Here is a 22683-nt window from a genome sequence, read left to right as displayed (position 1 = left end):
CGGGGCCGCGAGCCTTATAAAAGTGCAAACCCGGCCGGTTCGCCGACGCGTCAGCGGGTGGCAGCCAGGCGCTGCAAGAATGCCGCGCGCCGCTCGCGGTCCTGCTCTTCCTTGGCCAGCAGCTGCGGCAACAGCGCCTCGGCCCGTTGCCGGTCGAGGATGAACACGCCGTCGTCGTCGCCGATGGCGATATCCCCCGGGTTGACCCGCACCCCGGCCACTTCGATGGACAGGTTGACCTCCCCCCGCTCGCCGATGCCGCGGGTGGTGTAGGCGCTGACGCCACGGCTGAACAGCGGCAGGCGATGCTCGCGCAGGGCGGCGACATCGGTGACCGCGCCCTCCACCACCACCCCGGAAAGGCCCTTGATCAACCCGGCCAGGGTGCGCAGTTCGCCCCAGCAGGCGCACTCCTGATCGCCCACACACTGGATCACCAGCACGTCCCCCGGTTCGCTGAGCAGCAGTGCGTCGCGCAGGATGGCGCCATCCGGGGCGAAGACCTTGACCGTGACCACATTGCCGAGCATGCGCAGCCCGTCGAACAGCGGGCGGATGCCGCGCAGGTAACCCTCATCGCCAAAGTGGCCGAGGGTCGAAGGCGCGATGCCGCGGTAATGCTCGAGCAAGGCGGCGCTGGCGTGGTGTTGGCGTGGAGCGATCATCGGCATTTCCTCGGGCGCAGCAGCGGGCAGGTCGAGCAGTATTCGGCGGGCTCGGTGGCCTCGTAATAGAAGCAGCAGGTGCGGCGAAAGCGGATGCTCTTGCCCTCCTCCAGTTGCGTCGGCGGCCGACGGAAGTGCCGCAGCGGGTTGTAGTCCAGGCCGAACAGCGCTGGCGCGGCCTCTTGCAGCAGCCAGTCGAAGTCCGCCTCGTGGCGCAGGCGGATCAGCGGGTCCTCGACCTTGCCCATGCGTTTTTCGTACAGCGAATAGACCCGCACCGCAGTGTTTTCCCAGAGTATGCGCCGGGAAATGCCGCTGACCCGGTTGAAGGTCTGCCACAGCGGCGCCAGCACTCCGGCGAACAGCGACTCGACAATGGAAGCGCGCCAGGCTTCGCGTTCGCCCGCGGCATACGCCTGGGGCGGCCGGTCTGCCAGCGGCATCGACGACGTCCAGAGCCCGTCGTCGTGGCCGTACTCGATCACGCAGTCGTCCAGGGACAGCAGCAGGCCCTGGTCGCACACCGACATGGCGTACAGGCAGGCGCCGGTGGCGAGGAAGGAAAAACGCTTGGCCAGCAGCGAGGCGGTGATCGCCCGGGTCGGCGAACCGATCACCGGCCCCAGCTGGTCGAGCAGCGCGATACAGGTTTCATCGTCGAGCAAGGCCCGGGCACTCAGGGAGCGCTGGCGGTCGCGTTGGGCCATGGGTTTCAGGCGCAACGGCCCGGATAGCACGCTCCAGTCTTGCGGGTTGAAGGCGGCTTGCAGGTTCATCGCGGCAGTTCCCGGCCAAAGGGAATGCACAGCGGCGTGCCGAAAAACGGATCGGCGATGATCCGGCAATTGAGGTCGAACACCTGCTTGACCAGTTCCTCGGTCAGGATCTCCTCGGGCCGGCCCTGGGCGAACGCGGTGCGCTGGTGCATCGCCACCATATGGTCGGCGTAGCGGCAGGCCAGGTTGAGATCGTGCAGGACCATGACGATGGTCTTGTTCTCCTGGCGATTGAGTTCGCGCAGCAGGTCCAGCACTTCGATCTGGTGCGCCAGGTCGAGAAAGGTGGTGGGCTCGTCGAGCAGCACGATCTCGGTGTCCTGGGCCAGGGTCATGGCGATCCACACCCGCTGGCGCTGGCCGCCGGACAAGGCGTCCACCGGCCGCTCCGCCAGCGCCTGCACGCCGGTCTGCAACAGGGCGCGCTCGACCATGGCTTCGTCCTGGGCCGACCATTGCTGCATCCAGTTCTGGTAGGGATAACGCCCCAGCGCCACCAGCTGGCGCACGGTGATGCCTTCGGGGGCGCTGGGCATCTGCGGCAGGATCGCCAGTTCGCGCGCCACCGCCGCGGTGGATTTGCGCTGGATATCCTCGCCATTGAGGATCACCGAGCCCTGCTGCGGCTTGAGCAGCCGCGCCAGGGATTTGAGCAGGGTGCTCTTGCCGCAGCCGTTGCTGCCGATCAGCACCGATACCTGGCCCGCCGGCAGTTGCAGGTCCAGCCCGTCGATAATCACCTGGCGCTGATAGCCCAGGGTCAGTTGCTGGGTTGCCATCGAGGACATCGGGAATTCCTTAGTGCCGCTGGTTGATCAAAAGATAAAGAAAGAACGGTGTGCCCAGCACCGCGACAAAGATCCCCGCCGGCAGGTCCAGCGGCAGGAACAGGGTGCGCCCGATCAGGTCGGCAAGCATCACCAGGTTGGCGCCGACCAACGCCGCCATCACCGCCTGCCCGGCAAAGCCCGGGGCCACCAGGCGCTTGGCGATGTGCGGCGCGATCAGCCCGACAAAGGCAATCGCCCCGCCCCAGGCCACCGCCGCCCCGGCCAGGGCCACGCTGACCAGCAACAGGCCGGCGCGCAGCCACTGTACCCGCACGCCGATGCCCTGGGCCAAGGCATCGTCCAATTGTTGCACCCGCACCTGGCGGGCCAGCCACACCAGCAACGGCAGGATCGCCAGCAGCCAGCCGGCCAGGGCCCGCGGCTCCGGCCAGCTGGCGCCGTAGACGCTGCCGGTGAGCCAGACATAGGCCGACAAGGTGGTGGTCAGCGGGCTGAACACCAGGACAAAGGTGGTCACCGCCGCCAGCAGCGCCGACACGCCGACGCCGATCAGCACCAGGCGCAGCGGCGAGGTGCCCTGCTTCCAGGCCAGCAGGTAAATGGCCAGGGCCGCCAGCCCGGCACCGAGCATCGCCGCCAGTGGCAAGAACTGCGGGCCCAGCAGCAGGGAAAAGAACGACAGGTACAGCACCGCCGCGGCACTGGCGCCGCTGGTGATGCCCAGCAGATCGGGGGACGCCAGCGGGTTGCGGATGATGCTCTGCAAAATCAGGCCGGACACCGCCAGCGCCGCGCCGACCAGGGCCGCCAGCAGCAGGCGCGGCAGGCGCAGTTGCTCGACGATGAACAGCAGGCGCGGATCGCCGCCGCGCCACAGCAGCTCCAGCACGGTCAGCGGCGACAGGTCGAGCTTGCCCAGGGACAAGGCGCCGAGCATCACCAGCGCCGTCGCCAGCACGGCCAGCAACAGCCGCCACAGGGTCGCCAGGTCGATGCGCCGCGAAAAGCCGGCGGTGCGCAGGGTCAGGGTGTTATTCATAACGGCCTCCACGACGGGCCAGGAAAATAAAGAACGGCGCACCGAACAACGCGGTCATCACCCCCACCGGCACCTCCTGCGGCAGGATCACCAGGCGCCCCAGGGTGTCGGCCAGCAACAGCAGGATCGCCCCCAGCACCGCGCACCCCGGCAGCAACCAGCGATGGTCGATGGACAGCCCCTTGCGCACCATGTGCGGCACCAGCAGGCCGATGAAACCGATGCTGCCCGCCAGCGCCACCGCGCTACCCGCCAGGCCGATGATCAGCACGCTCATCAGCCAGCGGATCAACCCGGTGCGCTGCCCCAGGCCGATGGCGATGGCTTCTCCGGCATTGAGCACATTGACCTGCCCGGCCAGCAGCAACGCGCCGAGCAAGGCCAGCGCGACACCCATCAGCAGCGGTGCGGCCAGCCCCAGGTCACGCTCGGACAACGACCCGGCGAGCCAGAACAGCACGGTGTCCAGCCCCTCCTCGTTGACCACCAGCAGCGCCTGGCTGAAGGCAGAAAACAACGCAGTGATCGCCGCCCCCGCCAGGACGATGCGCAGCGGGTTGAGGCTGCCCTGCCCGCGATTGCCGATCAGCCACACCAGGCTGCCGGCCAGCGCGGCGCCGATAAAGGCGCACCACAGCCACTGGCTCATGGACGACAGGGCAAACAGCGACGAGCACAGGATGATCGCGAAGGTCGCCCCGGCATTCACCCCGAACAACCCCGGCGATGCCAGCGGGTTGCGGGTCAGCGCCTGCATCAGCGCCCCCGCCACCGCCAGGCTTGCACCCACGGCGACGGCCATCAGGGTGCGCGCCAAGCGACTGTTGAAGATCAACTGCTGGCCGGCGCTGAGGCTGTCCGGTTGCAGAAAGCCCTTGAGCAACTGCGACGGTTCGATCCAGGTCGCCCCGGCCGCCAGGCTCAGGCCAGCGCACAGCAGCAGGACGACCAGCGCCAGGCCAAGTTTCAGCCCACGGCTCATGAAGACGCCACCAGGCGGGCAATGTCGTCGAGCATCAGGTTGGCGCCGAGGATCCCTCCGGAGAAACTCCAGGCGATGCCATCGACCCGCCACACCTGCTGCTGTTGCACGGCGCGCAGCTGTTGCCAGAACGGGTAATGCACCAGCCGTTCATAGTTGTGCTGCACCGCCTGGCTGTCGCGCTGGAATACAAAAAACAGGTCGGCATCGACCACGGGCAAGTTCTCTTTGCTGGTGAGTTTGATATAGGTGCCCCGGGACTCGCGGGCGACCGGGTTCCAGGCGAAGCCCAGCTCCGTGAGCACCGAGCCGGCGAAACTGCTCGGCAGGTAACTGCGGACATGGTCTTCACGCACATCCAGCACCGACACCGTGGGCGGCCAGCGCCCAGCGAAAGTCACCTGCAACTGCTCGCGCAAACGCGCCACCCGCTGCTGCCATTGCCCCAGCAGGCTGCTGGCCTGCTGCTGACGGTTCAGGGCCGCGCCCATCAGCGCCAGGGTGCGCTTGAACTCGAAGACTTCCTCGAGCATCAGCACCGTGCCCATGCGTTCGAGCAGCGGCGCGATGCGCTGGTGGCGAAAACGCGAGGCGACGATCACGTCCGGCTCCAGCAGCACGATGTCCTCAAGGCTAGGCTGGGTTTCCAGGCCGACATGAGGAACCTTCGCCAGCGCCGGGCGCAGGTAGCGGAAGGTCGGTTTTTCGCTCGACGACTCCACCACGCCGCAGGGCGTCACGCCCAGCGCCACGGCGCTGTCGGTGGCGCCCTGGAACAGGGTGACCAGGCGCAGCGGTTCGGCGCGGGCGATCCGTGGCAAGGCCAGCAACCCCAGGGACAGGCGCAACAGCGTGCGCCTGCCGGGATGGATCAGCGGTTCAGGCATCGGGAGCCAGCCGCTGGAACGGGTTGACCACTTCGCCCTTGCCGAACGGCATGCTGCCCGGGCCGCCGGCGCGTTCGATCATCGGTGTCAGCAGCAGCTTCTGCGGCCAGCGCGGCGCTTCGAACAGCTGGTGCTTGATCATTGCCCGCGCCTCGTCGTCGAACTCGATGCTCTGCAACAGCCCGTCCAATACCTGGCGCAAGGCGCTCCACAATGCAGTCGCCGGCACGGCGTAGACCTGGGCCAGGGTGTCGATGATCGCCCGCACGTTGACCTGGATCGCCAGGGTCTGCAGCCAGAACAGCAGGTCTTCGGGACGCTGGTGATACAGGGTGTTGGCGTGACCTTTCTTGATCCGGTATTCCGGGTCGGCCATGCCGTTGCGCTCCAGCCACGGCACGAAGATGCGCAGCGAATCGTGGTCGCGCAGCAGCAGGCCCTGGGCCTGGCCGGCCTTCCACACCAGCACCGCGTTCTGCCCGTGCACCTCGCCGAGCATGCCGAGGCGGAACATCCGCAGGTTGACGTCGAAGAAGCGCTGGCACAGCTCGCCGAACAGGGTCAGCACCGAAGCCTGGGTCACCGGCAGTTCGCGGTACTGCATCCACTCGTCAAAGAAGTGCCGGTTGCTGCCGGGCAATGGCGTGCCCAGGGCGGCCATCGGCAGCAGGCGGCAGTCCGGGTCGTCGAGCAAGGCTTGCGGGTAACCGCGGACCATCGCCGACAGGTGCCGCGGCGCCTCGTCGAACAGGGTCGCCTGGGGCGGCATGAAGGCCCACCACTTGCTCTCGTCGCACAGGTGCAGGCTCTGCTCCAGCACCGGGTCGAGGCGCCGCACCTGATGCAGCAGCGCCTCGCTGAGGCCGCCGTTGATCATCTTCACCGCCGGCAGGTAGCGCGAGGCGCCCAGGGAATAGATGGCCATCGGCAGCTTGAGGTAGTCGGCGCTGGCGAAACACGGGGTCATCGAGCGCAGCGACGAGGTGGCGAATACCGTGGCCTCGCTGAAGTCCAGGCGCTGGCAGTCGCCACGGGCGAAGGCATCGCCCAGCTGCGCCGGCAACACATGCTCGAACTGCCACGGGTGCGCCGGCAAGGCCACATGGCTGTCGCCAATGCCGCGCTCGCGCAGCTCCCCGGCCAGGCGTTCCTGCAAGGTTTCCGGCAACAGGTAGCGCGCCGGGTAGACCTGTTCCAGGTCTGTCACGCCCTCGCCGCCTTGCAACAGGCTCTTGTGCACCGCCACCCAGTTCAACGCCACCGGATGGGCGAACTCGGCCTGGTACTGCTGGTATTCGGCCTGCAGCAAACCCTGCTTGGCCTTGGCCAGCGGGTGGTACGGACGATCGCGCAGCGAAGCCCACTGCTCCATGGTGCGGAAGAAAGTGGCGCCGTCCTGGGCCATCAGGCCCTGGTGGTCGACCCGGTGCTCCAGGGACAAGGCGGTCTGCCAGACGCTGATATGCAGCACTTCGAGGAACAGCGTCAGGCCCTTTTCATTGTCCTGGAAACGCGGGCCCATGCCGGTGAACACCCGGCGCATGAAATCCACCGGGCCCAGCGCCGTCCAGCGCTGCTCCTGACGGGCCAGAACCTGCGTGCCCGGAACCTTTTCCCACTGCTGGGTGATGCCCGGGCGCAGGGCGATGCTGATAAAGCGCTGTTCCTGGGCGTCGCAGCACCATTCCCAGATCCGCTGCCGGGCATCCGCGCCTTCAAGGGTTGGGGCTTCTGGATGGGCCTGGCGCCATTGGCTGGCGGTCAGCAACGGCAAGGGTTCGCGGCCAAAGAAGTCTTCGGCGAGCAGGCAATCGATCAGGTCCTGCATCACCAGCTCGGCGGCCATGGTTGTGAAGTTCATCGGATTATTTTCCTTCTAGAGAAAGGGTGGCCAACCTGGCCTGGAGAGCACGAAAGGCAATGCCGCGTTCGTCGCCGAGGACAAAGGCCCGGACCCCGCGCTCGCGCCAGCGGCCCAGATCGCCCTGCTGTCGGGGAATGGCGCAGTACGGCACGCCGGCATGGTCCGCCGCCTGCCAGGCATCGAGCAGGGCCTGCTGGACCGCCGGCTGGTCGATCTGCCAGGGCATGCCGAGGGATTGCGAGAGGTCGGCCGCGCCTTCGAGGATCATGTCCAGGCCCGGCACCGCGGCGATCTGCGCGGCGTTGCGCACGCCGGCGGCGCTTTCGATCATCGCCACCAGCATGATCTGTTCGTTGGCCTGCCCCACGTACTGCGCCAGGCTGTGCTTGCCGAAACTGCCGGGGCGCCCGGCGTTGAGGCTGCGCTGGCCCAGCGGGTGGTATTTGCAGGCGGCAATCGCCGCCTGCAACTGCTCGGCGGATTCGATCATCGGCAGCACGATGCCCTGGGCGCCGCCGTCGAGCAGGCGCAGCATTGTCTTGGGATTGAGGTCGGCGACCCGCACCAGCGGCGTCAGCTCGTAGGCCTCGGCGGTGCGGATCATGTGCTCGACGGTTTCCGGATTGATCAGCACGTGTTCCATGTCGATGATCACGAAGTCGAACCCGGCCTCGGCGATCAGCTCGATGGCCGCCGGCGCCGGGATCGAACTGATCAACCCGTACACCGTTTGCCCGGCCGCCAGTTTGCGTTTCAGCTGGTTGCTTCTCAGCATACTTGCGGCCTGTAGGCATGAAGTGGATTGGGCACCGACTTGAAGCGCCGCTCACCGTCGCCCAGCAGGCGGCGCTTGGTCAGCTCTTCGACCTCGTAGCTCGGCGCGAACACGTCGAACAGGCCGAAACGGTCGCGGTGCTGCGGATGGGCGTCCTGGTAGTCGAGGATTACCTCGGCGGTCATTTGCCAGAACTGGCCTTCGTCGAGCTGGTAGTGCTGGCGCAGGAAGATCGCCATTTCCGCCAGGCAGATAAAGAAGAAACAGTCGCAGGAGAAATCGCGCACCGCGTTGACATCGTCGGTAAGGATGAAGGAGTTGCGATTGAGCTTGGCGTGGCTGGCCGGCAGCGGCACCAGTTCCGGGCACAGTTCGGGACGCGCCAGGTGCGCCGGCGAGTAGCGCACGCCGTCGTGGAAGTCCTTGAGGGCGATGCGCTGCGGCCAGCCCTGCTTGACGATCAGCACGATGTTCTGGCCGTGGGATTCCATGCCGATGCCTTCGGCGTAGAGCATGTGGATGATCGGCGGCACCGTCACCTGCAGCAGCTGGCGGGTCCAGGCCTGCAGGCCGTACTGGCGGATCCAGGCGTCGATGAACGGCTGCTGCGGCCCTGTGCCGTAGCGGTTCTCCACATGGCTCAGGCCGTTGAACGGCACCGCCTGCTCGTCCGCCTTGAGGTACTGATGGAGGCTTTCACGCCAGATCGCCCCCAGGGTGCCGTAGGCCTGGGGACTGCGGGACGGAGGGAGGTGCTGGTAGTCGAAGCTGACCCCGGCCACTTCGCCGAGGATCACGAAATCCAGCTGGCGCGCGGTGCTGTCGCTGGCGATCAGCTGTTGCAGCCAGTCGGTGATGATCGGCCCGTTCAACACCGTGTGCCGCGCCAGGATGCGCGTGCTGGAAGTGTTGGTCATGCTCATGGCCAGCTTGACGTAGGGCCGCTCCCTGGCCGTGGCATTGGCCAGGGTGCGGATCGACTGCTGGGCCTTGTACTGGTCATCCGAGGTGCCGAGGTAGATCAGCTCGCCGCTGAGCAGCTCCGGGTAGAAGGTCGAGACAATCAGGTTTTCCCACTGCCACGGGTGCACCGGCAGCAGCTGGTAGTCGTCCAGCGCCCTGCCCTGGCTGGCCAGTTGTCGCTCGACCTGCTGCCAGCGCTCGGCGCCCAGTTCCTGGCGGATAAAGGCCGGGAAGTCGAGTTTCTGCGAATGGTTGAGCGAGGCCCGGTTGCGCGCCACCGCCAGCCACACCACGGCGATCGGCGTGGCGAACTCCGGGCCGTAGGCCTGGTTGTCCGCCAGGGAAAAACCGATGCGCGACTTGTAGCACGGGTGGTAGCTGTGGGCGTCCATGAAGTGCTGCTCCAGGGCGTCCACGTCCAGCTCGTGGGCCGGCTTTTCGGCCTGGTAGCCCTGGCTGCGCGCTTGCAGATCCTTGAGCTGGGTCTGCTCCAGTTCCTGGATGAAACGCCCCAGGTGCGGGCTGTCCTGGTAGTCGCCGAGCAGCTCGGCCAGGGCCTGGTGCAGGTCCGGCACGCTGCGCTGGCCACGGCTGTCGAGGCGTTCGAGGCTGGCGGAATCGAGGCGGATCAAATCGAAGCTGGCGCTGAGCAGGCCGTTGCAGTGGTACTCCACCCGCTGCTGCTGGCCGTCGATGCCGAGCACCACGAAACGGCGCTGGCCGCTGTCATGGCCGTGCGGGCCGCCCTCCAGCGGCTGGCTGTCGAACGGCAGCACGCCTTCATACAGCAGGGTCTGCAACAGCTGGCCAACCACCCGCTGCTGGACTTTTTCGTCGATACGCCCATCCACCGTGGCCAGCCAGGCACCGGGGCCGGAGGGCTGGCTTGAGGTTGTCGAGATTGCAGTCGCCATGTTCATACCTTGTGCGAAGAAGGGTTAACGGTGTTCGAGCGCGCCGGGCACAGCCTCGGCGGTTTCGTCGGAAAGGGGAAAACGCCAGGCGCAGGGCAACGCCAGCAGGATCAGCAGGCCGGTGGCCACGAACACCTCGCTGATGGCGGATGACATGCCCGCCTGGGCCTGCGCGCCGCCATCGACCAGGCGAAACTCCAGCCACAGCGAGGCGATGACAATGCCCAGGGACGACACCAGGCGCCGCGAGATGTTGTTCATCGCCGCGCCCTGGGTGACCATCGGCTCGGGCAAGGCATTCAGCCCGGCGGTGGTCACTGGCATGTAGGACAGGCCCAGGCCGGCGCCGCGCAGCATCATCAGCGCGAACACCAGGCCGATCGCCGCATTGGCCGGGAGCAAACCCAGCGCCAGGGTCGACAGCCCGGTCAGCAGCAGGCCGATGGACACCACCCGGCGCGGCCCGTGGCGATCCAGGGCGCTGCCGCCCATGCGCCCGAACAGGCTGGCGAACACCGCCGTGCAGAGCAGCGCCAGGCCGGTCCAGATCGCGCTGTAGCCGAGCACCGTCTGCACCAGCAACGGCAGCAGCACCAGGCACTCGAACATGCCCACCGACTGCACCACGGCGATGATCACGCTCAGGCGGTAACCGCGCAGGGCGAAGATCCGCAGGTTGAGCAGCGGCGCCTCGCGGCGCAGCTCCAGGCGGACAAAGGCCGACAGGCACAGCAGCGCCACCAGCAGCAGGCCCAGATTCAGCGGGTTGGCCAGCGCGGCGGCGTGGTGCAGGCGGCTGATGGCGATCATCAGCAGGCCGATGCCCGAGGCGATCAGCAGGTAACCGGCCAGGTCGAACGGCTTGCGCTCGGCCGGCTCGGAAGCCGGCAAGACCGCAAGCCCCATCAGCAGCGCGACGACGCCGATCGGCACGTTCATCAAAAACAGCGAGCGCCAGCTGAACCACTCCAGCAGCAGGCTGCCGCACAGTGGGCCCACCGCCGGCGCCAGCATCACCGCCGCGCCCCACAGGCCGGTGACCCGGCCGCGCTCGTCCTTGGCGTACACCGCGAAGATGATCGCCAGGGACAGCGGGATCATCAGCCCGCTGGCGATCCCCTGCACCACCCGCGCGGCGATCACCAGGGCGATGGAATCGGCCAGGGCACCGAGCAGCGAACCGCCGATAAACAGCGCCACGCCCCACAGGTACAGGCGTCGCCGGCCCAGGCGCTGACTGAGGAAGCTGGTCAGCGGCATGGTCATGCCCATGCTGGTCATGAAGGCCGCGACTATCCAGGTGGCCATCAGCGGGCCGATGGCGAACGCCTGCATGAACGCCGGCAGCGCCGGGTTCAGCGAGCTGTTGTTGAGGCTGACGGTCATAGTGCCGAGCAGCACGTTGACCACCACCCAAGCGCGCGGTGCCTTGAAACTCACAGACCGGCTCCTTCGAGCAATTCACCCTGGCGCAGGAAGTGCTGCGCCGGCCGTGGATGACAGAGGAAGTCGGCGTGGGAAATGTTGTAGCCATAGGCCCCGGCCATCGGCAGCACCAGCAGGTCGCCAACGCTGACGCCCTTGAGCGGCTGGGCCCGGCTCAGCACATCCTTGGGCGTGCACAGCTGGCCGACCACGGTCCAGGCCTGCTCCGTGCTGTGCGCCGGCTGCGGCGTGCGTGGCAGGTGAATCAGCGGGTGGTCGTGGCTCTGCGCCGCTGGCAGGCGGAACTGGTGGGTGCCGCCGCGGCACACCAGGAAGTGCTCGCCGTGGCTGGTCTTGGTGTCCAGCACCTCGATCACGTAGTAACCGCAAAAAGCACTGATAAAGCGCCCCGGCTCGAAGCGCAGGATCGGCGTCTGAGCGCCCTGCTCCGCCAGCCGGCGTTCCAGGTAGCGGCACAGGCGCTGCCAGTCGAACTGCTGGCCGCTGAGGTAATCGACGCCGATGCCGCCGCCGACATTCAGGTGGGTCAGTTGCTCGGGATGCGCCGCCAGGGCCTTCCACAGCGGCCAGCGTTGCAGATAGAAGTCCAGCAACTGTTCATGGCGCTCCACCGACTGCTGGTGGGACATGGCGTGCACATGGAAACCCTTGAGGCGCAGATGGCTGGCGCGGTCGACCCTTTGCACGGCCTCGGCCAGCTCCGCCTCGTCGATGCCGAACGGCGTGGCGGTGCCGGCCATGGCCAGCCGGCTCGACTGGTTCTGCGGCAACTGCGGGTTGATGCGGATGAATACCGGCTGCACCCGCCCGGCTTCTTCGGCCAGGCGTTGCAGGCGCTCGATCTCGTTGAGGCTTTCCAGGTGCACCGCTTCCACCTGATGGGCCAGGGCCGCGCGCAGGTCGGAATCGAGCTTGCCCGGGCCGGAAAACACATAGGGCTTGCGGGTCGGACAGGCCACCACCCGCTCGATCTCGCCGCCCGAAGAAATCTCGAAACCACTGACCAGCGGGGCCAGCACCGCCAGTACTGGCGCCTCGCTGTTGGCCTTGATCGCGTAATACAGCTCGACCCCGGCCGGCAACGCCTCCATCACCTGGCGCACATGGGCCTGCAAGGCGTCCAGGTCGTAGATGAAGGCCGCCAGCGGGTCGGCACTGCCGGCCCGGGCCAGCTCGATGGCGCGCAGGACCGCCTGGGACAACTCAGCCATAACGGGCCTCCTCGCTCCACGGCGAACTCAGGCTGACGTAGCCGGCCTGGCGGTCGGCCTTGGCGGCCAGGCGCACCTTGAGGTTGGTCTTGCAGGCAATCGGCTGGCCGGCGATCAGCGCGTCCAGCTCCGGCGCCGGGCGTACCAGCTCGTCACGGATGCGCCGCAGCTGCTGCTCGACCCGTTGCCACATCAGCGGCGCCAGGTGCGGACGTTCCCAACTCAGGGCCAGCACCGCTTCCGACAGGTTGTTGATCAGCAGGCAATAGGTGATGCGGCTCCAGCCCTGCTCGCGGGAATACAGCAACGACTGGCGCACCCGCGGGTGCAGGCCGACCTCAATCTGCGCCATGCCCAGCTCATCGGTGAGCTTGACCCCCTCGAAGTCCCGCAGCAGCAACTGTCGCGGCTGGCCCTGGTCGTGGATCAGCACAGTGTTCTGCAGGTGCGGCTCCATCACCACGCCGTGGTTGAAAAACAGCGCCAGCACCGGCCGCAGCAGCAGCGCCTGATACTGGTCGAACCAGTCCACCAGTTGCTCGTCCGCCAGTTCGCTGGCGTTGAAACCTTGCAGGAAGTCATGCACCAGCGGCCGCGAATGGATGTCGCGGGCGAACAGGGTGCCGGCCATCACGCTGCGCTCGGCGCCGGCGCGGCGGCAGAAGTTCTCCCGCAGGATCGCCCCGGTCTGTTCGCGGAACCAATGGGCATCGGCCTCGCTGGCCTGGGCCGGCGCCCAGCTCATGGAACCCGGCTCGGCCACCGCCGACAGCCCGCCGAGGGTCTCGGCCTGGGTCCGCTGCAGGCGCTGGAACAGCTGGTCGATGATCAGCGTGCTTTCCAGCTCGTACCAGGCGTTCTTACGCACGCAATTGGTGATGCGCACGTTCAGCGAGCCCTTAATGAAAAAGTCGTGGTCCTCGATGTACCAGGTGCGCATCGAGGCCGTCGGGCTGGCGAGCGGCCCAGTCGGCCCGTGGTCCACCACCTCGCCCAGCTCCAGCAGGCGCTGCACGCGGCGGTCCTGCATGAACAGCTCGGCCTGCACCGGGTGCATGCAGATCATCGCGTGCCCCGGGCGCGCCCGGCCTTGGTCGGCGAAACCGGCCATCACCTGCTCTTCGCTGAGGCCGCTGGAGGTCACCCGCAGGCCCTGGCGCGGCACCTCGAACAGATGCAGCGCGGTCTCGGCCTGGAATTCCGGGGCATAGGTTTCCTGGGCCAGGTGTGCCGGCCACAGCCGCGCCTTGGGCGCCGGATGGTTGGGGTGGCCGAACCACAGGCCCTGCTCGCTGGCCAGATAGCCGCTCAGCGGCGCCGGGCCCTGGCCGTCCATGTTGTGGGCGACGATGGCGGCGGTCAGCGACTGGCTTTGCAGCACCTGGTCCAGCAGCTCGTCGTTGCTGGCCCGGGTCATGTGTTCGCAGGCGCCGAGCAGTTGCTCGACGAACTCGGCAAAGGCCAGGCAGCGCCAGGTCTCGCCTGCTTCGCGCCGGGCATACACGTCCGACAGGTAACGGTGGCTGCCCAGGTGGTCGCGGCGGTCGACCATGACGAAGAACTGCTGCCGGTTGGGCAGGTCGATGGTCAGCGGAATGCCCTTCCATTCCAGGCCGTCCAGGTAACTGCCGGGCGCGATGCCCTGCATCTGTGTCGGCCAGCTGTAACTGAGGCAGTTTTCCGGCAAGGCGAACTCTTTGATCAGGCAATTGAGCAAGGCGCGAGTGGTCGCCAGCTCACTGACCATCTTCGATAAAACATGCTTTGATAAAACATCGCGATCTGAATAATTCATACATGCTCCACAGTAGCCCGTGCGGTCACTGGTTACGTACTGTCGCGGCAAATAGTTAGTTGCTCTTCGGCCGTACCGAAAGCCGACAGATACCCGTCGAACGAACTCGTCCGCTTGCACTTTCCTGCAACCTTGAACAAGAAAAACCTGTCACCTGACAGTTATTCAATCAAGACTTAAAAGTGTGAAAAACGACACACTTTCATCGAATACGCTTCATTTCAAAAACAGCACGTCAAGCACGTGCCTGCAATAAGGCGTCCGCCATTGCGCGAGTAAATCGCTGGATAACTTGCTGGCACTGTTCGTCGTCGATGACCAGCGGCGGCAACAGGCGGATCACATTGCCGCGGCGTCCGCCGCGCTCCAGCAGCAGGCCCTGTTTGAAGCAGTGCTGCTGGATGGCCACGGCCAGGCCCGGGTCCGAGGGGAAATGCCCGTGGCGGTCGGCCGGCTGGCGTTCGTCGACGATCTCGATGCCCAGCATCAGGCCACGCCCGCGCACCTGGCCGAGGGCCGGATAGCTCGGCTGCAAGGCCATCAGCTGCTCCTTGAGCCACTGCCCGCGGCGCTCGGCCAGGGCCGCGATGTTCTGCTCGCGCAACACCTGCAGGGTCGCCAGGCCCGCGGCCATGGCCATCTGGTTGCCGCGGAAGGTGCCGGCGTGGTTGCCCGGCTCCCAGGCATCGAATTCGCGCTTGATGCCCAGCACCGCCATCGGCAGGCCGCCGCCCACCGCCTTGGACATGACGATCATGTCCGGCTCGATGCCGGCGTGCTCGAAGGCGAACATCTTGCCGGTGCGGGCAAAGCCGGCCTGCACCTCATCGAGGATCAGCACGATGCCGTGCTGGCGAGTCACTTCGCGGATCGCCCGCAGCCAGCTGGCCGGCGCGCAGTTGACCCCGCCCTCGCCCTGCACCGCCTCGAGAATCACTGCCGCCGGCAGCGACACGCCGCTTTCCACGTCTTCGATGAACTGGGTGAAGTAATGGCTCAGCGCCTCGACCCCGGCCTCGCCGCCGATCCCCAGCGGGCAGCGGTATTCGTGGGGGTACGGCATGAACTGCACGCCCGGCATCAGGCCGGCGATGGCGTGCTTGGGCGCGGTATTGCCGGTCAGCGCCAGGGCGCCGTGGGTCATGCCGTGGTAGGCCCCGGAGAAACTGATGACGTTGTGCCGCCCGGTATGGGTCTTGGCCAGCTTCAGCGCCGCTTCCACCGCGTCCGCCCCGGACGGCCCGCAGAATTGCAGGCAGTAGTCGCGGCCCTGGCCCGGCAGCAGGCTGAGCAGGGTTTCGCTGAAAGCGTCCTTGACCACGGTGGTCAGGTCCAGGGTGTGCATGGGCAGGCCCGAGGCCAGGAAACTGTCGAGACTGGCCATGATCGCCGGGTGGTTGTGCCCCAGGGCCAGGGTGCCGGCGCCGGCCAGGCAGTCCAGGTAGGTCTTGCCTTCGACGTCGGTGACCCAGACCCCATGCGCCTTGGCGATGGCCAGTGGCAACTTGCGCGGGTAACTGCGCACATTGGATTCGAACTTGCCTTGCCGGGCCAGATAGTCGGCATTGGTCTTTTGCAGAGGACTAGTGCGCAATATGCCATCATTCAACATCTGTTCACCCTCGTTAAATTCGACATGCAAATTATTATCATTAATAAAAACGCGCAACTACTTATTCAAACTTATTTGGAATAGTCGCATGCTACTTGCAGATATAAGTCAACTATCGCGCCCACGCCAAAAACCAAGTTGATAAACTTGGTAAGCCGTCATTTATGACGTATGAAGCTGCCATGTTATTGCCATCTTTCCGACAACTTCATTAGTTGCCATTAAATGGCCAACACCTCATTCAAGAGGCGAGCAAGTTGATCAACTGATAACGGGCATACTTTCTTCCTCGACCAAAGGAACCGGTCATGACCAACACGGCGGTGCGCCCTTCCCTGTGGCGCCAGTCCGCATCGTTTCTTAGAAACCCACGGTTGCCGAAAGCAACAGGGTCCGTGGCGTCGCCAGGGTCAAGCCCGGCTCGCTGTCGTCCGAGGCCCCGGCCGAACTCCAGTAACGCTTGTCCAGCACGTTCTCGACATTGGCGCGCAAGGTGATGTCCTTGTCGTCGAGCTTGAAGGCGTAGCGCGCGCCCAGGTCGAAACGTTCCCAGGAGTCGATTTCCTTGCTGTTGGCCTGGTCCAGGTACTGCGAGCTGGAATAGATGCCGCGCGCGGTCAGGGTCAGGCCCTGGACCTTCGGCACGTCCCACTCGGCCCCCAGGTTGACGTTGTACTTCGGCGTGGCCGGCGCGCGGTTGCCGTCGAAGGTGCCGTTGGTGGTGTCCTTCAGTTCGCTGTCGATGTACATCACCCCGCCCAGCAGGCGGAAGCCCTTGAGCGGTTCGCCGAACACGCTGAGCTCGACGCCGTCGTTCTGGCGCTTGCCGTTCGGGCCGAAGACCCGGGTGGTGGCGTTGGTCTCGTAGGCCGGCTGCTTGATGCGGAACACCGCGGCGGTCAGGGCGAAGGCCCCGGCGTCATACTTGGCGCCGGCCTCGACCTGGCGGCTGATGAACGGCGGGAAGATTTCGTCTTCGTTGATCGAGGTCGACGGCGCGATCTTGCCCTGGCTCAGGCCTTCCATGTAGTTGACGTACAGCGACAACTGATCGGTGGCCTTGAACAGCAGGCCGCCCGAAGGCGAGACCTTTTCCTCGTCATAGGCGGTGTCGCCTTTGACGCCATCGCTCCAGTCGTCGACCTTGACCCGCTGCCAGCGCGCGCCGAGGGTCAGCAGCAGGCGGTCATCGAAGAAGCCCAGGGTGTCGGACAGCGCCACACCGCTGAAGCGGTTCTCGGTGTAGACCTTGGGGTCGAAGCGCGTCGGCCGCGACGGGGTTGGCGTCGGCCGTGGGTTGTAGAGGTTGCTGGGGGACGCGGCATAGCGCGCGCCGCCGTTTTCGAAATCCATGTAGAAGTAGCTGGCCGCCAGGTTGACCTCATGGCTCACCGGGCCGGTGTGGAACCAGCTGCGCACGCCCGCCGTGGTGGTGCGCACGTTTTCGTCGCGGGTGAAGTCGCGCGGCTGCACGCTGAAGTCGCCGGCGTCGTTGGTGATCGACACGGCATGGCGCAGGAAGTCGTGGTTGCTTTTGCGCGCGCCGACGCCGCCGTACAGCATGATCGAGTCATTGACGTCGTATTCGGCATTGACCGTGCCGAAGGTGTCCTTGGTGCGTGCCTTGCTCCAGGACTGCGCATAGTTGTGCCGCACGTCATCCGCGTCCGGCACCTTGGCGTTAGGGCCTATCTGCACCCGTTCCTGGGGCGCGTCGGTGTCGCGCTCGGTGTGGCCGATGTCGGTCGACAGGCGCAGGCGTTCGCCACGGAAGTCCAGGCCCAGCACGGCCATTTCACGATCGACGCTCTGGTGATCCCATTCGGTGTCGCCGGACTGCTTGACCGCGTTCAGGCGCACGCCGAACTTGTTGTCCTCGCCGAAGCGCCGGCCGATGTCCACCGCGCCGCCCACTTGGCTGTCGGAGGCGTAGCTGCCGGTGAATTCGGTGATGGGCTTGTCGGTGGCACGCTTGGGCACCACGTTGATCCCGCCGCCGACGCTGCCCCGCGGCGAGATGCCGTTGATCAACTGGGTCGGGCCCTTGAGGATGTCCACCCGGTCGGCCATTTCCATGTCGATGGTGTAGGTCGGCAGCACGCCGTACAGGCCGTTGTAGGCGACATCGCTGTTGAACAGGCTGAAGCCGCGGATGGTGAACTGTTCATAACGGCCGCCCGCCGGGTTGGTGGCACGCACCGAGGGGTCGCTGGCGATCAGGTCGCCGAGGGTCCGCGCCTGCTGGTTCTTCACCACGTCGCTGGTGTAGGTGGTCATGCTGAACGGCGTTTCCATGAAGTCCTTCGAGCCCAGCAGGCCCTGGGAACCCCGGCGTGCGACCTGGCCGCCGGCGAAGACGTCGCTGTCGGTCGCGCCGCTGGCGCCGAGAATCGAGGTCGGCGCCAGTTGCAGGCTGCTGCCTTGCGGCGCCGGGGTCAGGATATACGCCTGCTCGCCCACCGGTTGCAGTTGCAGGCCGGAGCCTTGCAGCAAGCGGGCAAAGCCCTCCTCCACCCCGTACTCGCCGGACAGGCCGCCGCTGTTGCGACCGCTGACCAGCTGCGGGTCCACCGACAGGTTGACCCCGGCGAGGCCGGCGAAACGGGTCAGCGCGGCGCTCAGCGGGCCGGCCGGCACCTGATAGCTGCGCCGCGCAGCGTCATCGGCCCAACTGGCCTGGATGAATAGCGGGCTGGAACTGAGTGTCAGGATGAGGCCCAACTGCAACAGTCCGGGGGAAACCGGACGCAAACGGTATGGCAATACTACGGGCATGGGAGGAAGCTCTCGTTTTTTTGTTCACTTACCTGGAATGACCGGCGAGGCGAAAAAAAGGGACAGGCTTCAGCCAATATTTTTTTGCGGGGGGTTTGTCGGCGGGATTTCTTTGGCCGAAGTCAGGGTGACCCAATAACGGGTGCGCGAATGCACCTCCAGCGGCAGGCTGGCGGCCAGCAGCGACAGCACGCGGTCGGTGTTGTCGAGACGGAAGCTGCCGGTGACGCGTAGGGCTTCCAGTTCCGGTTCCCAGCGCAGCAAGCCCGGGCGATAACGACCGAGTTCACGCAGGAAATCCCCCAGGGGCTGGTTCTGCGCCATCAGCACGCCGTCGCGCCAGCCCGGCAACTGCGCATCGAAGGCATCGATCTGCCCGGCGCCGTCCACCCGCAGCCGGACCCGCTGACCTTCGCGCAACTGCAGTTGCGGGCCGAACAAGGGTTGCAACTGCACCGAGCCGCTGACCACCGACACCCGGCAATCGTGTTCATTGAGGCGCACGCAGACTTCGCTGCGGCTGACAACGATGCGGCCATAAGGCGCCTGGATGGTCAGCGGCGCGCTGCCGGTGACCTTGAGCGCCATCTCGCCGCGCACCAGCGTCACCTGCCGGGCGCCCAGGTCGACGTTGACCGCGCTGGCGGTGTTCAACTGCAAGGCGCTGCCATCGGCCAGGGATAATTTGCGATGTTCGCCAGTGCCGGTCTGCAGGTCGGCGCGCCATACGTCCAGGGGCAGCTGGCGCCCCAGCAGCCAGGCGGTCGGCACCAGTGCGGCGACGCCGAGGGCGCGCTTGAGTACCGCGCGCCGCGACGGCTCGGGACGATCCAGGGTGGCCAGCGCCAGGGCCGAGGGTAGCGCTGAGAAACGCTGGCGCAGCAGCTGCGCCTTCTGCCAGGCGCTTTCGTTCTGGCTGTTGCTGTTGCGCCAGTGCTGCAGGCGCGCGTGATCGTCGGCGTTGGCCGCGCCGGACTCCAGCAGCGCCAGCCACTGGGCCGCCGCGCGGGCCACCTCGCGGGTTTCGCTGGACGGCGCCGAGCGCATCACAGCTCCACCAACAGGCAGTGTTCGTAGGCCTGGGCCATGTAGCGCTTGACCGTGCGTTCCGAGACGTCGAGGCGTTCGGCGATCTCGCGATAACCCAGCCCTTCCAGCTGGCTCCAGAGAAACGCCCGGCGCACCAGGGGCGCCAGGCCGTCGAGCAATTCGTCGAGGGCTTGCAGGGTTTCCAGCAGCACCCAGCGCTGTTCCGGGGACGGCACGCTGTCTTCGGGCAGGCTGGCCAGCGCGTCCAGGTAAGCCTGCTCCAGTTTGCGCCGGGTGTAGAAGTTGCTCAGCAGGCGCTTGCCCACAGTCACCAGGTAGGCCCGCGGCTCGCGCAGGTCGACCAGTTGCTGGGAACTGGTGAGCACGCGCAGGAAGGTGTCCTGGCTCAGGTCCGCCGCATCCCAGGCGTTGCCCATGCGCTGGCGCAACCAGCTCTCGAGCCAGCTGCGATGGTCGCGGTACAGGGCATGTAGGCTTTGCTCCGGTGGCGTCGCTGCTTCAATCATGTCAAGAGCCCTGCGCGAAGGATTATTCAAATGAGACTGATTCTAATTAATATTCATGAGGCAAACCAAGTCCTTTCGTGTGATGGGGTTCTGGTTTTCGTCTGCTGGGGAACATCGGCGGGTGCTCTGGAACCATGGTCCCAGGGCTGAAGTGATCCAGGTGAAGCACCCGGTCGGCTGCTGAAACAGCGCCCGGCCCCTTGCGGGCCGGGCACGGGTGCGCGCTTACACGCCCATCAGCGGGTCGCTGATGCTGTGCGCACCGGTTTCCAGGCGCCCGGCCAGGCGCCGCAGCCAGCCGCCCTCGCCGCGCAGGGTCAGGTCGTACCAGCCGCCGCTGGCCTGGCAGGCGAACATCTGGTGGACCTCGCTGCGCCCGGGCACGTCGAAACGCCATGGCCCCTGATGGGTGTAGGGGCAACGCTCGATGGTGATCGACACCGGCTCCTTGCCCGGGTTGCTCAGGGTCAGCTGCAGGTTGTTGCCGCGGCTGAACATCGACACCTCGGGCTGACGCTCCAGCAGGTTGCCGTGGAAGCTGCGGTGGAAGCCGTTAGGCCCCAGCAGCCACAGCTTGTAGCGGCCCGCGGTCTGCCAGCTGTCCTTGAGCTGCTTGCCCGCCTCCACCGTATAGCGACGGGGAATGTCCAGCAGGTGCAGGCGATCGTAGACATGGAACACCGCGCCCTGCTCGCCGCTGTTCTGCAGGCTCAGGGTCAGGCTCAACGCCTTGCGCTTGGCCTTGGCCTCGACATTCAGCCGATACGGCAAGGCTCGCGATGGCCGGGCCACGCGGTGCTGCTGCGGCAGTTGCTGGCGGCTGGGGTCCGGCAGCGGCACCTGGGCCAGTTGTTCCTGGCGCTGGCGCAACAGGTCCGCGGCCTGGCGGGTGGTGGTGTGCAGCGGCGGGAGGATTTCGCTGTTGGGATTGACGAAGTTGAAGGCCGAAGTCAGGTCGCCGCACACGGCACGGCGCCAGGCGCTGATGTTCGGCTCGCGGACGCCGAAGCGCTTCTCGAGAAATTGCAGGACCGAGGTGTGGTCGAACGCCTGGGAGTTGACCCAGCCGCCACGGCTCCAGGGCGACAGCACCAGCATCGGCACCCGCGGGCCGGGGCCGTAGATGCCGCCGTCCGGACGCGGTTGCTGGGTGGTCCCCGGTGGCGCCGGGTGGGTGAACACCTCACTGTCGAAATCCACCGTGGACTTGCCGGCGAAGCTGCCGTCCAGGCGCCGTGAAGGTGCCGAGGGCGACGGCAGGTGGTCGAAGAAACCGTCGTTCTCGTCGTAGTTGACCAGCAGCACGGTCTTGCTCCAGACCTCGGGGTTGTCGGTCAGCGCCTTGAGGATTTCCTGGGTGAACCAGCCGCCCTGCACCGGGCTCGACGGCCCCGGGTGCTCGGAATAGGTAGCCGGGGCGACGATCCAGCTGACCTTGGGCAGCTTGCCCTGCTGCACATCGTTGCGGAACCCGGCGATCATGCCCTCCAGGTCGCTGCCGCTACGGGCCGGCAAGGTGTTGCCATTGCCCTTGTACAGCGGCACCCGGGCATTCAGCGCATCGCTGTACGGCACGAAGGCGCTGAAGCCTTCCGGCGGCTGCGCCGGGTTGCCGGCCGCCACGCTGGCGCGGCGGTACTGGCGAAAGCCGGCCAGCGGGTTGTCGCCGAAGTTGTCCGGCAGGTACTGGTAGATCTTCCAGCTGACGCCCCGCTCTTCCAGGCGCTCGGGGTAGGTTTTCCAGGTGTAGCCGACGTCCACCGCGCCCGGGCCGTCCCATTCGTTGACCACCGCCGCCACGTTGGCGCCGGTCGGGCCGTTGGTGCCGGTCCAGTGGAACAGACGGTTAGGGTTGGTCCCGGCGTGCACCGAGCAGTGGTAGGCATCGCACAGGGTGAAGGTGTTGGCCAGGGCAAACTGGAACGGCAGCTCCTGCTCGCGGTAGTAGCCCATGGACGTGTTGGTCTTGAAGGTCGGCCAGGCGCTCATGCGCCCGCTGCCCCAGGCCGCGTGCTCGTCGATCCACGAATGCGGCGTGCCGTTGACCCGCTGCGCGTTGCCCCGCGAGCTGTCCAGGTGGTACGGCAACACCACTCGCCCAATGCCCTGCTGCTCCCACACCGAACGCTTGCCGGGCAGCGGGATGGTGAAGCGGTCGCTGAAACCGCGGACCCCGGGCAAGGTGCCGAAGTAATGGTCGAAGGAGCGGTTTTCCTGCATCAGGATCACCACGTGCTCGACGTCGCGGATGGTGCCGGTGCGGTTGTTGGCGGGGATCGCCAGGGCCTGGCGGATGGAGTCTGGCAGTAAGGTAAAGGCCGAGCCGATGGCGGCGGCCTGCATGAGCTTCCTGCGAGTGAGAGTAGGCATACGCGGTTGAATTCCTTGAAGTTACAGGGCGGGAAATAGCGACCCACGCAAAGTAGTGACCTCAAGTAACAAGCAAGTTACACGGCGGTTGCAGGCTGCGGTCAAGGCATTCATAGATCTTGATACAGCCGCATTAACTCTCTAAGCCGATGTTTTTTAATTACATTTCTAAATAAAGAATATTTCGTGAACTTCATCCCGAGTTGCTCCTTGTATTCGGAAAAATGTGACGGCGTTCTGCTTTAATCCTATTTGCACAATG

At 66.1% G+C, this 22683-nt stretch carries 17 protein-coding genes; all 17 read right to left on the bottom strand.

Features of this window, described 5'->3' with window-relative positions:
• Positions 1–50: 50 nt before the first annotated feature.
• Positions 51–665 carry an RraA family protein gene (locus tag AC07Y9_RS16165; RefSeq protein ID WP_102679774.1) on the bottom strand — a complete coding sequence of 205 codons (615 nt, stop codon included), beginning with the start codon at positions 663–665 and terminating at the stop codon, positions 51–53.
• Positions 662–1441, bottom strand: a complete 780-nt coding sequence (locus AC07Y9_RS16160; protein ID WP_102679775.1) for an IucA/IucC family C-terminal-domain containing protein — start codon at positions 1439–1441, stop codon at positions 662–664. Before AC07Y9_RS16160 ends, AC07Y9_RS16165 begins: the two co-directional genes overlap by 4 nt.
• Positions 1438–2229 (bottom strand): ABC transporter ATP-binding protein, encoded by a 792-nt coding sequence (locus AC07Y9_RS16155; protein ID WP_102679776.1) that lies wholly within the window; start codon positions 2227–2229, stop codon positions 1438–1440. The genes AC07Y9_RS16160 and AC07Y9_RS16155 overlap by 4 nt, the downstream gene beginning before the upstream one ends.
• A 10-nt stretch (positions 2230–2239) precedes the next feature.
• Positions 2240–3271 carry a FecCD family ABC transporter permease gene (locus AC07Y9_RS16150; RefSeq protein ID WP_102679777.1) on the bottom strand — a complete coding sequence of 344 codons (1032 nt, stop codon included), beginning with the start codon at positions 3269–3271 and terminating at the stop codon, positions 2240–2242.
• On the bottom strand, positions 3264–4253 hold the full coding sequence (locus AC07Y9_RS16145; RefSeq protein ID WP_102679778.1) for a FecCD family ABC transporter permease: 990 nt from the start codon (positions 4251–4253) through the stop codon (positions 3264–3266). Before AC07Y9_RS16145 ends, AC07Y9_RS16150 begins: the two co-directional genes overlap by 8 nt.
• A complete protein-coding gene (locus AC07Y9_RS16140) occupies positions 4250–5140 on the bottom strand; it encodes an ABC transporter substrate-binding protein (RefSeq protein ID WP_102679779.1) in 891 nt (296 codons plus the stop codon). Before AC07Y9_RS16140 ends, AC07Y9_RS16145 begins: the two co-directional genes overlap by 4 nt.
• Positions 5133–7001 (bottom strand): IucA/IucC family protein, encoded by a 1869-nt coding sequence (locus AC07Y9_RS16135; RefSeq protein ID WP_102679780.1) that lies wholly within the window; start codon positions 6999–7001, stop codon positions 5133–5135. The genes AC07Y9_RS16140 and AC07Y9_RS16135 overlap by 8 nt, the downstream gene beginning before the upstream one ends.
• 4 nt (positions 7002–7005) lie before the next feature.
• Positions 7006–7779: an HpcH/HpaI aldolase family protein gene (locus AC07Y9_RS16130; RefSeq protein ID WP_102679781.1), complete on the bottom strand. Its 774-nt coding sequence runs from the start codon at positions 7777–7779 to the stop codon at positions 7006–7008.
• Positions 7773–9662 carry an IucA/IucC family protein gene (locus AC07Y9_RS16125; RefSeq protein WP_173679777.1) on the bottom strand — a complete coding sequence of 630 codons (1890 nt, stop codon included), beginning with the start codon at positions 9660–9662 and terminating at the stop codon, positions 7773–7775. Before AC07Y9_RS16125 ends, AC07Y9_RS16130 begins: the two co-directional genes overlap by 7 nt.
• Before the next feature lie 18 nt (positions 9663–9680).
• Positions 9681–11096 carry a DHA2 family efflux MFS transporter permease subunit gene (locus AC07Y9_RS16120; protein WP_102679783.1) on the bottom strand — a complete coding sequence of 472 codons (1416 nt, stop codon included), beginning with the start codon at positions 11094–11096 and terminating at the stop codon, positions 9681–9683.
• On the bottom strand, positions 11093–12313 hold the full coding sequence (locus AC07Y9_RS16115; protein WP_102679784.1) for a type III PLP-dependent enzyme: 1221 nt from the start codon (positions 12311–12313) through the stop codon (positions 11093–11095). Before AC07Y9_RS16115 ends, AC07Y9_RS16120 begins: the two co-directional genes overlap by 4 nt.
• A complete protein-coding gene (locus tag AC07Y9_RS16110; protein ID WP_102679785.1) occupies positions 12306–14108 on the bottom strand; it encodes an IucA/IucC family protein in 1803 nt (600 codons plus the stop codon). Before AC07Y9_RS16110 ends, AC07Y9_RS16115 begins: the two co-directional genes overlap by 8 nt.
• 235 nt (positions 14109–14343) lie before the next feature.
• Positions 14344–15720: a diaminobutyrate--2-oxoglutarate transaminase gene (locus tag AC07Y9_RS16105; RefSeq protein ID WP_102679799.1), complete on the bottom strand. Its 1377-nt coding sequence runs from the start codon at positions 15718–15720 to the stop codon at positions 14344–14346.
• Between the two features lie 360 nt (positions 15721–16080).
• Positions 16081–18495, bottom strand: a complete 2415-nt coding sequence (locus AC07Y9_RS16100) for a TonB-dependent receptor (RefSeq protein ID WP_102679786.1) — start codon at positions 18493–18495, stop codon at positions 16081–16083.
• A gap of 69 nt (positions 18496–18564) precedes the next feature.
• Positions 18565–19542: a FecR domain-containing protein gene (locus AC07Y9_RS16095; protein ID WP_102679787.1), complete on the bottom strand. Its 978-nt coding sequence runs from the start codon at positions 19540–19542 to the stop codon at positions 18565–18567.
• On the bottom strand, positions 19542–20051 hold the full coding sequence (locus AC07Y9_RS16090; protein WP_053261305.1) for a sigma-70 family RNA polymerase sigma factor: 510 nt from the start codon (positions 20049–20051) through the stop codon (positions 19542–19544). The genes AC07Y9_RS16095 and AC07Y9_RS16090 overlap by 1 nt, the downstream gene beginning before the upstream one ends.
• Positions 20052–20276: 225 nt before the next feature.
• The gene (locus tag AC07Y9_RS16085; protein WP_102679788.1) at positions 20277–22421 is read right to left on the bottom strand and encodes a phosphocholine-specific phospholipase C; all 2145 of its coding nucleotides are present in this window, start codon (positions 22419–22421) and stop codon (positions 20277–20279) included.
• Positions 22422–22683: the final 262 nt, after the last annotated feature.

Source organism: Pseudomonas sp. GW456-L12 (genome assembly GCF_059424045.1).
Note: the sequence above shows the minus strand (reverse complement) of the source record. Positions and strands in the feature narration are given on the sequence as shown.

What these genes read in the sequence shown, in the direction of transcription:
- AC07Y9_RS16155 (WP_102679776.1), bottom strand. Translation starts at nt 2,229, where the DNA reads ATGTCCTCGATGGCAACCCAGCAACTGACCCTGGGCTATCAGCGCCAG.
- AC07Y9_RS16090 (WP_053261305.1), bottom strand. Translation starts at nt 20,051, where the DNA reads ATGATTGAAGCAGCGACGCCACCGGAGCAAAGCCTACATGCCCTGTAC.
- AC07Y9_RS16165 (WP_102679774.1), bottom strand. Translation starts at nt 665, where the DNA reads ATGATCGCTCCACGCCAACACCACGCCAGCGCCGCCTTGCTCGAGCAT.
- AC07Y9_RS16110 (WP_102679785.1), bottom strand. Translation starts at nt 14,108, where the DNA reads ATGAATTATTCAGATCGCGATGTTTTATCAAAGCATGTTTTATCGAAG.
- AC07Y9_RS16140 (WP_102679779.1), bottom strand. Translation starts at nt 5,140, where the DNA reads ATGCCTGAACCGCTGATCCATCCCGGCAGGCGCACGCTGTTGCGCCTG.
- AC07Y9_RS16130 (WP_102679781.1), bottom strand. Translation starts at nt 7,779, where the DNA reads ATGCTGAGAAGCAACCAGCTGAAACGCAAACTGGCGGCCGGGCAAACG.
- AC07Y9_RS16105 (WP_102679799.1), bottom strand. Translation starts at nt 15,720, where the DNA reads ATGTTGAATGATGGCATATTGCGCACTAGTCCTCTGCAAAAGACCAAT.
- AC07Y9_RS16085 (WP_102679788.1), bottom strand. Translation starts at nt 22,421, where the DNA reads ATGCCTACTCTCACTCGCAGGAAGCTCATGCAGGCCGCCGCCATCGGC.
- AC07Y9_RS16145 (WP_102679778.1), bottom strand. Translation starts at nt 4,253, where the DNA reads ATGAGCCGTGGGCTGAAACTTGGCCTGGCGCTGGTCGTCCTGCTGCTG.
- AC07Y9_RS16160 (WP_102679775.1), bottom strand. Translation starts at nt 1,441, where the DNA reads ATGAACCTGCAAGCCGCCTTCAACCCGCAAGACTGGAGCGTGCTATCC.
- AC07Y9_RS16095 (WP_102679787.1), bottom strand. Translation starts at nt 19,542, where the DNA reads ATGCGCTCGGCGCCGTCCAGCGAAACCCGCGAGGTGGCCCGCGCGGCG.
- AC07Y9_RS16125 (WP_173679777.1), bottom strand. Translation starts at nt 9,662, where the DNA reads ATGAACATGGCGACTGCAATCTCGACAACCTCAAGCCAGCCCTCCGGC.
- AC07Y9_RS16150 (WP_102679777.1), bottom strand. Translation starts at nt 3,271, where the DNA reads ATGAATAACACCCTGACCCTGCGCACCGCCGGCTTTTCGCGGCGCATC.
- AC07Y9_RS16115 (WP_102679784.1), bottom strand. Translation starts at nt 12,313, where the DNA reads ATGGCTGAGTTGTCCCAGGCGGTCCTGCGCGCCATCGAGCTGGCCCGG.
- AC07Y9_RS16135 (WP_102679780.1), bottom strand. Translation starts at nt 7,001, where the DNA reads ATGAACTTCACAACCATGGCCGCCGAGCTGGTGATGCAGGACCTGATC.
- AC07Y9_RS16100 (WP_102679786.1), bottom strand. Translation starts at nt 18,495, where the DNA reads ATGCCCGTAGTATTGCCATACCGTTTGCGTCCGGTTTCCCCCGGACTG.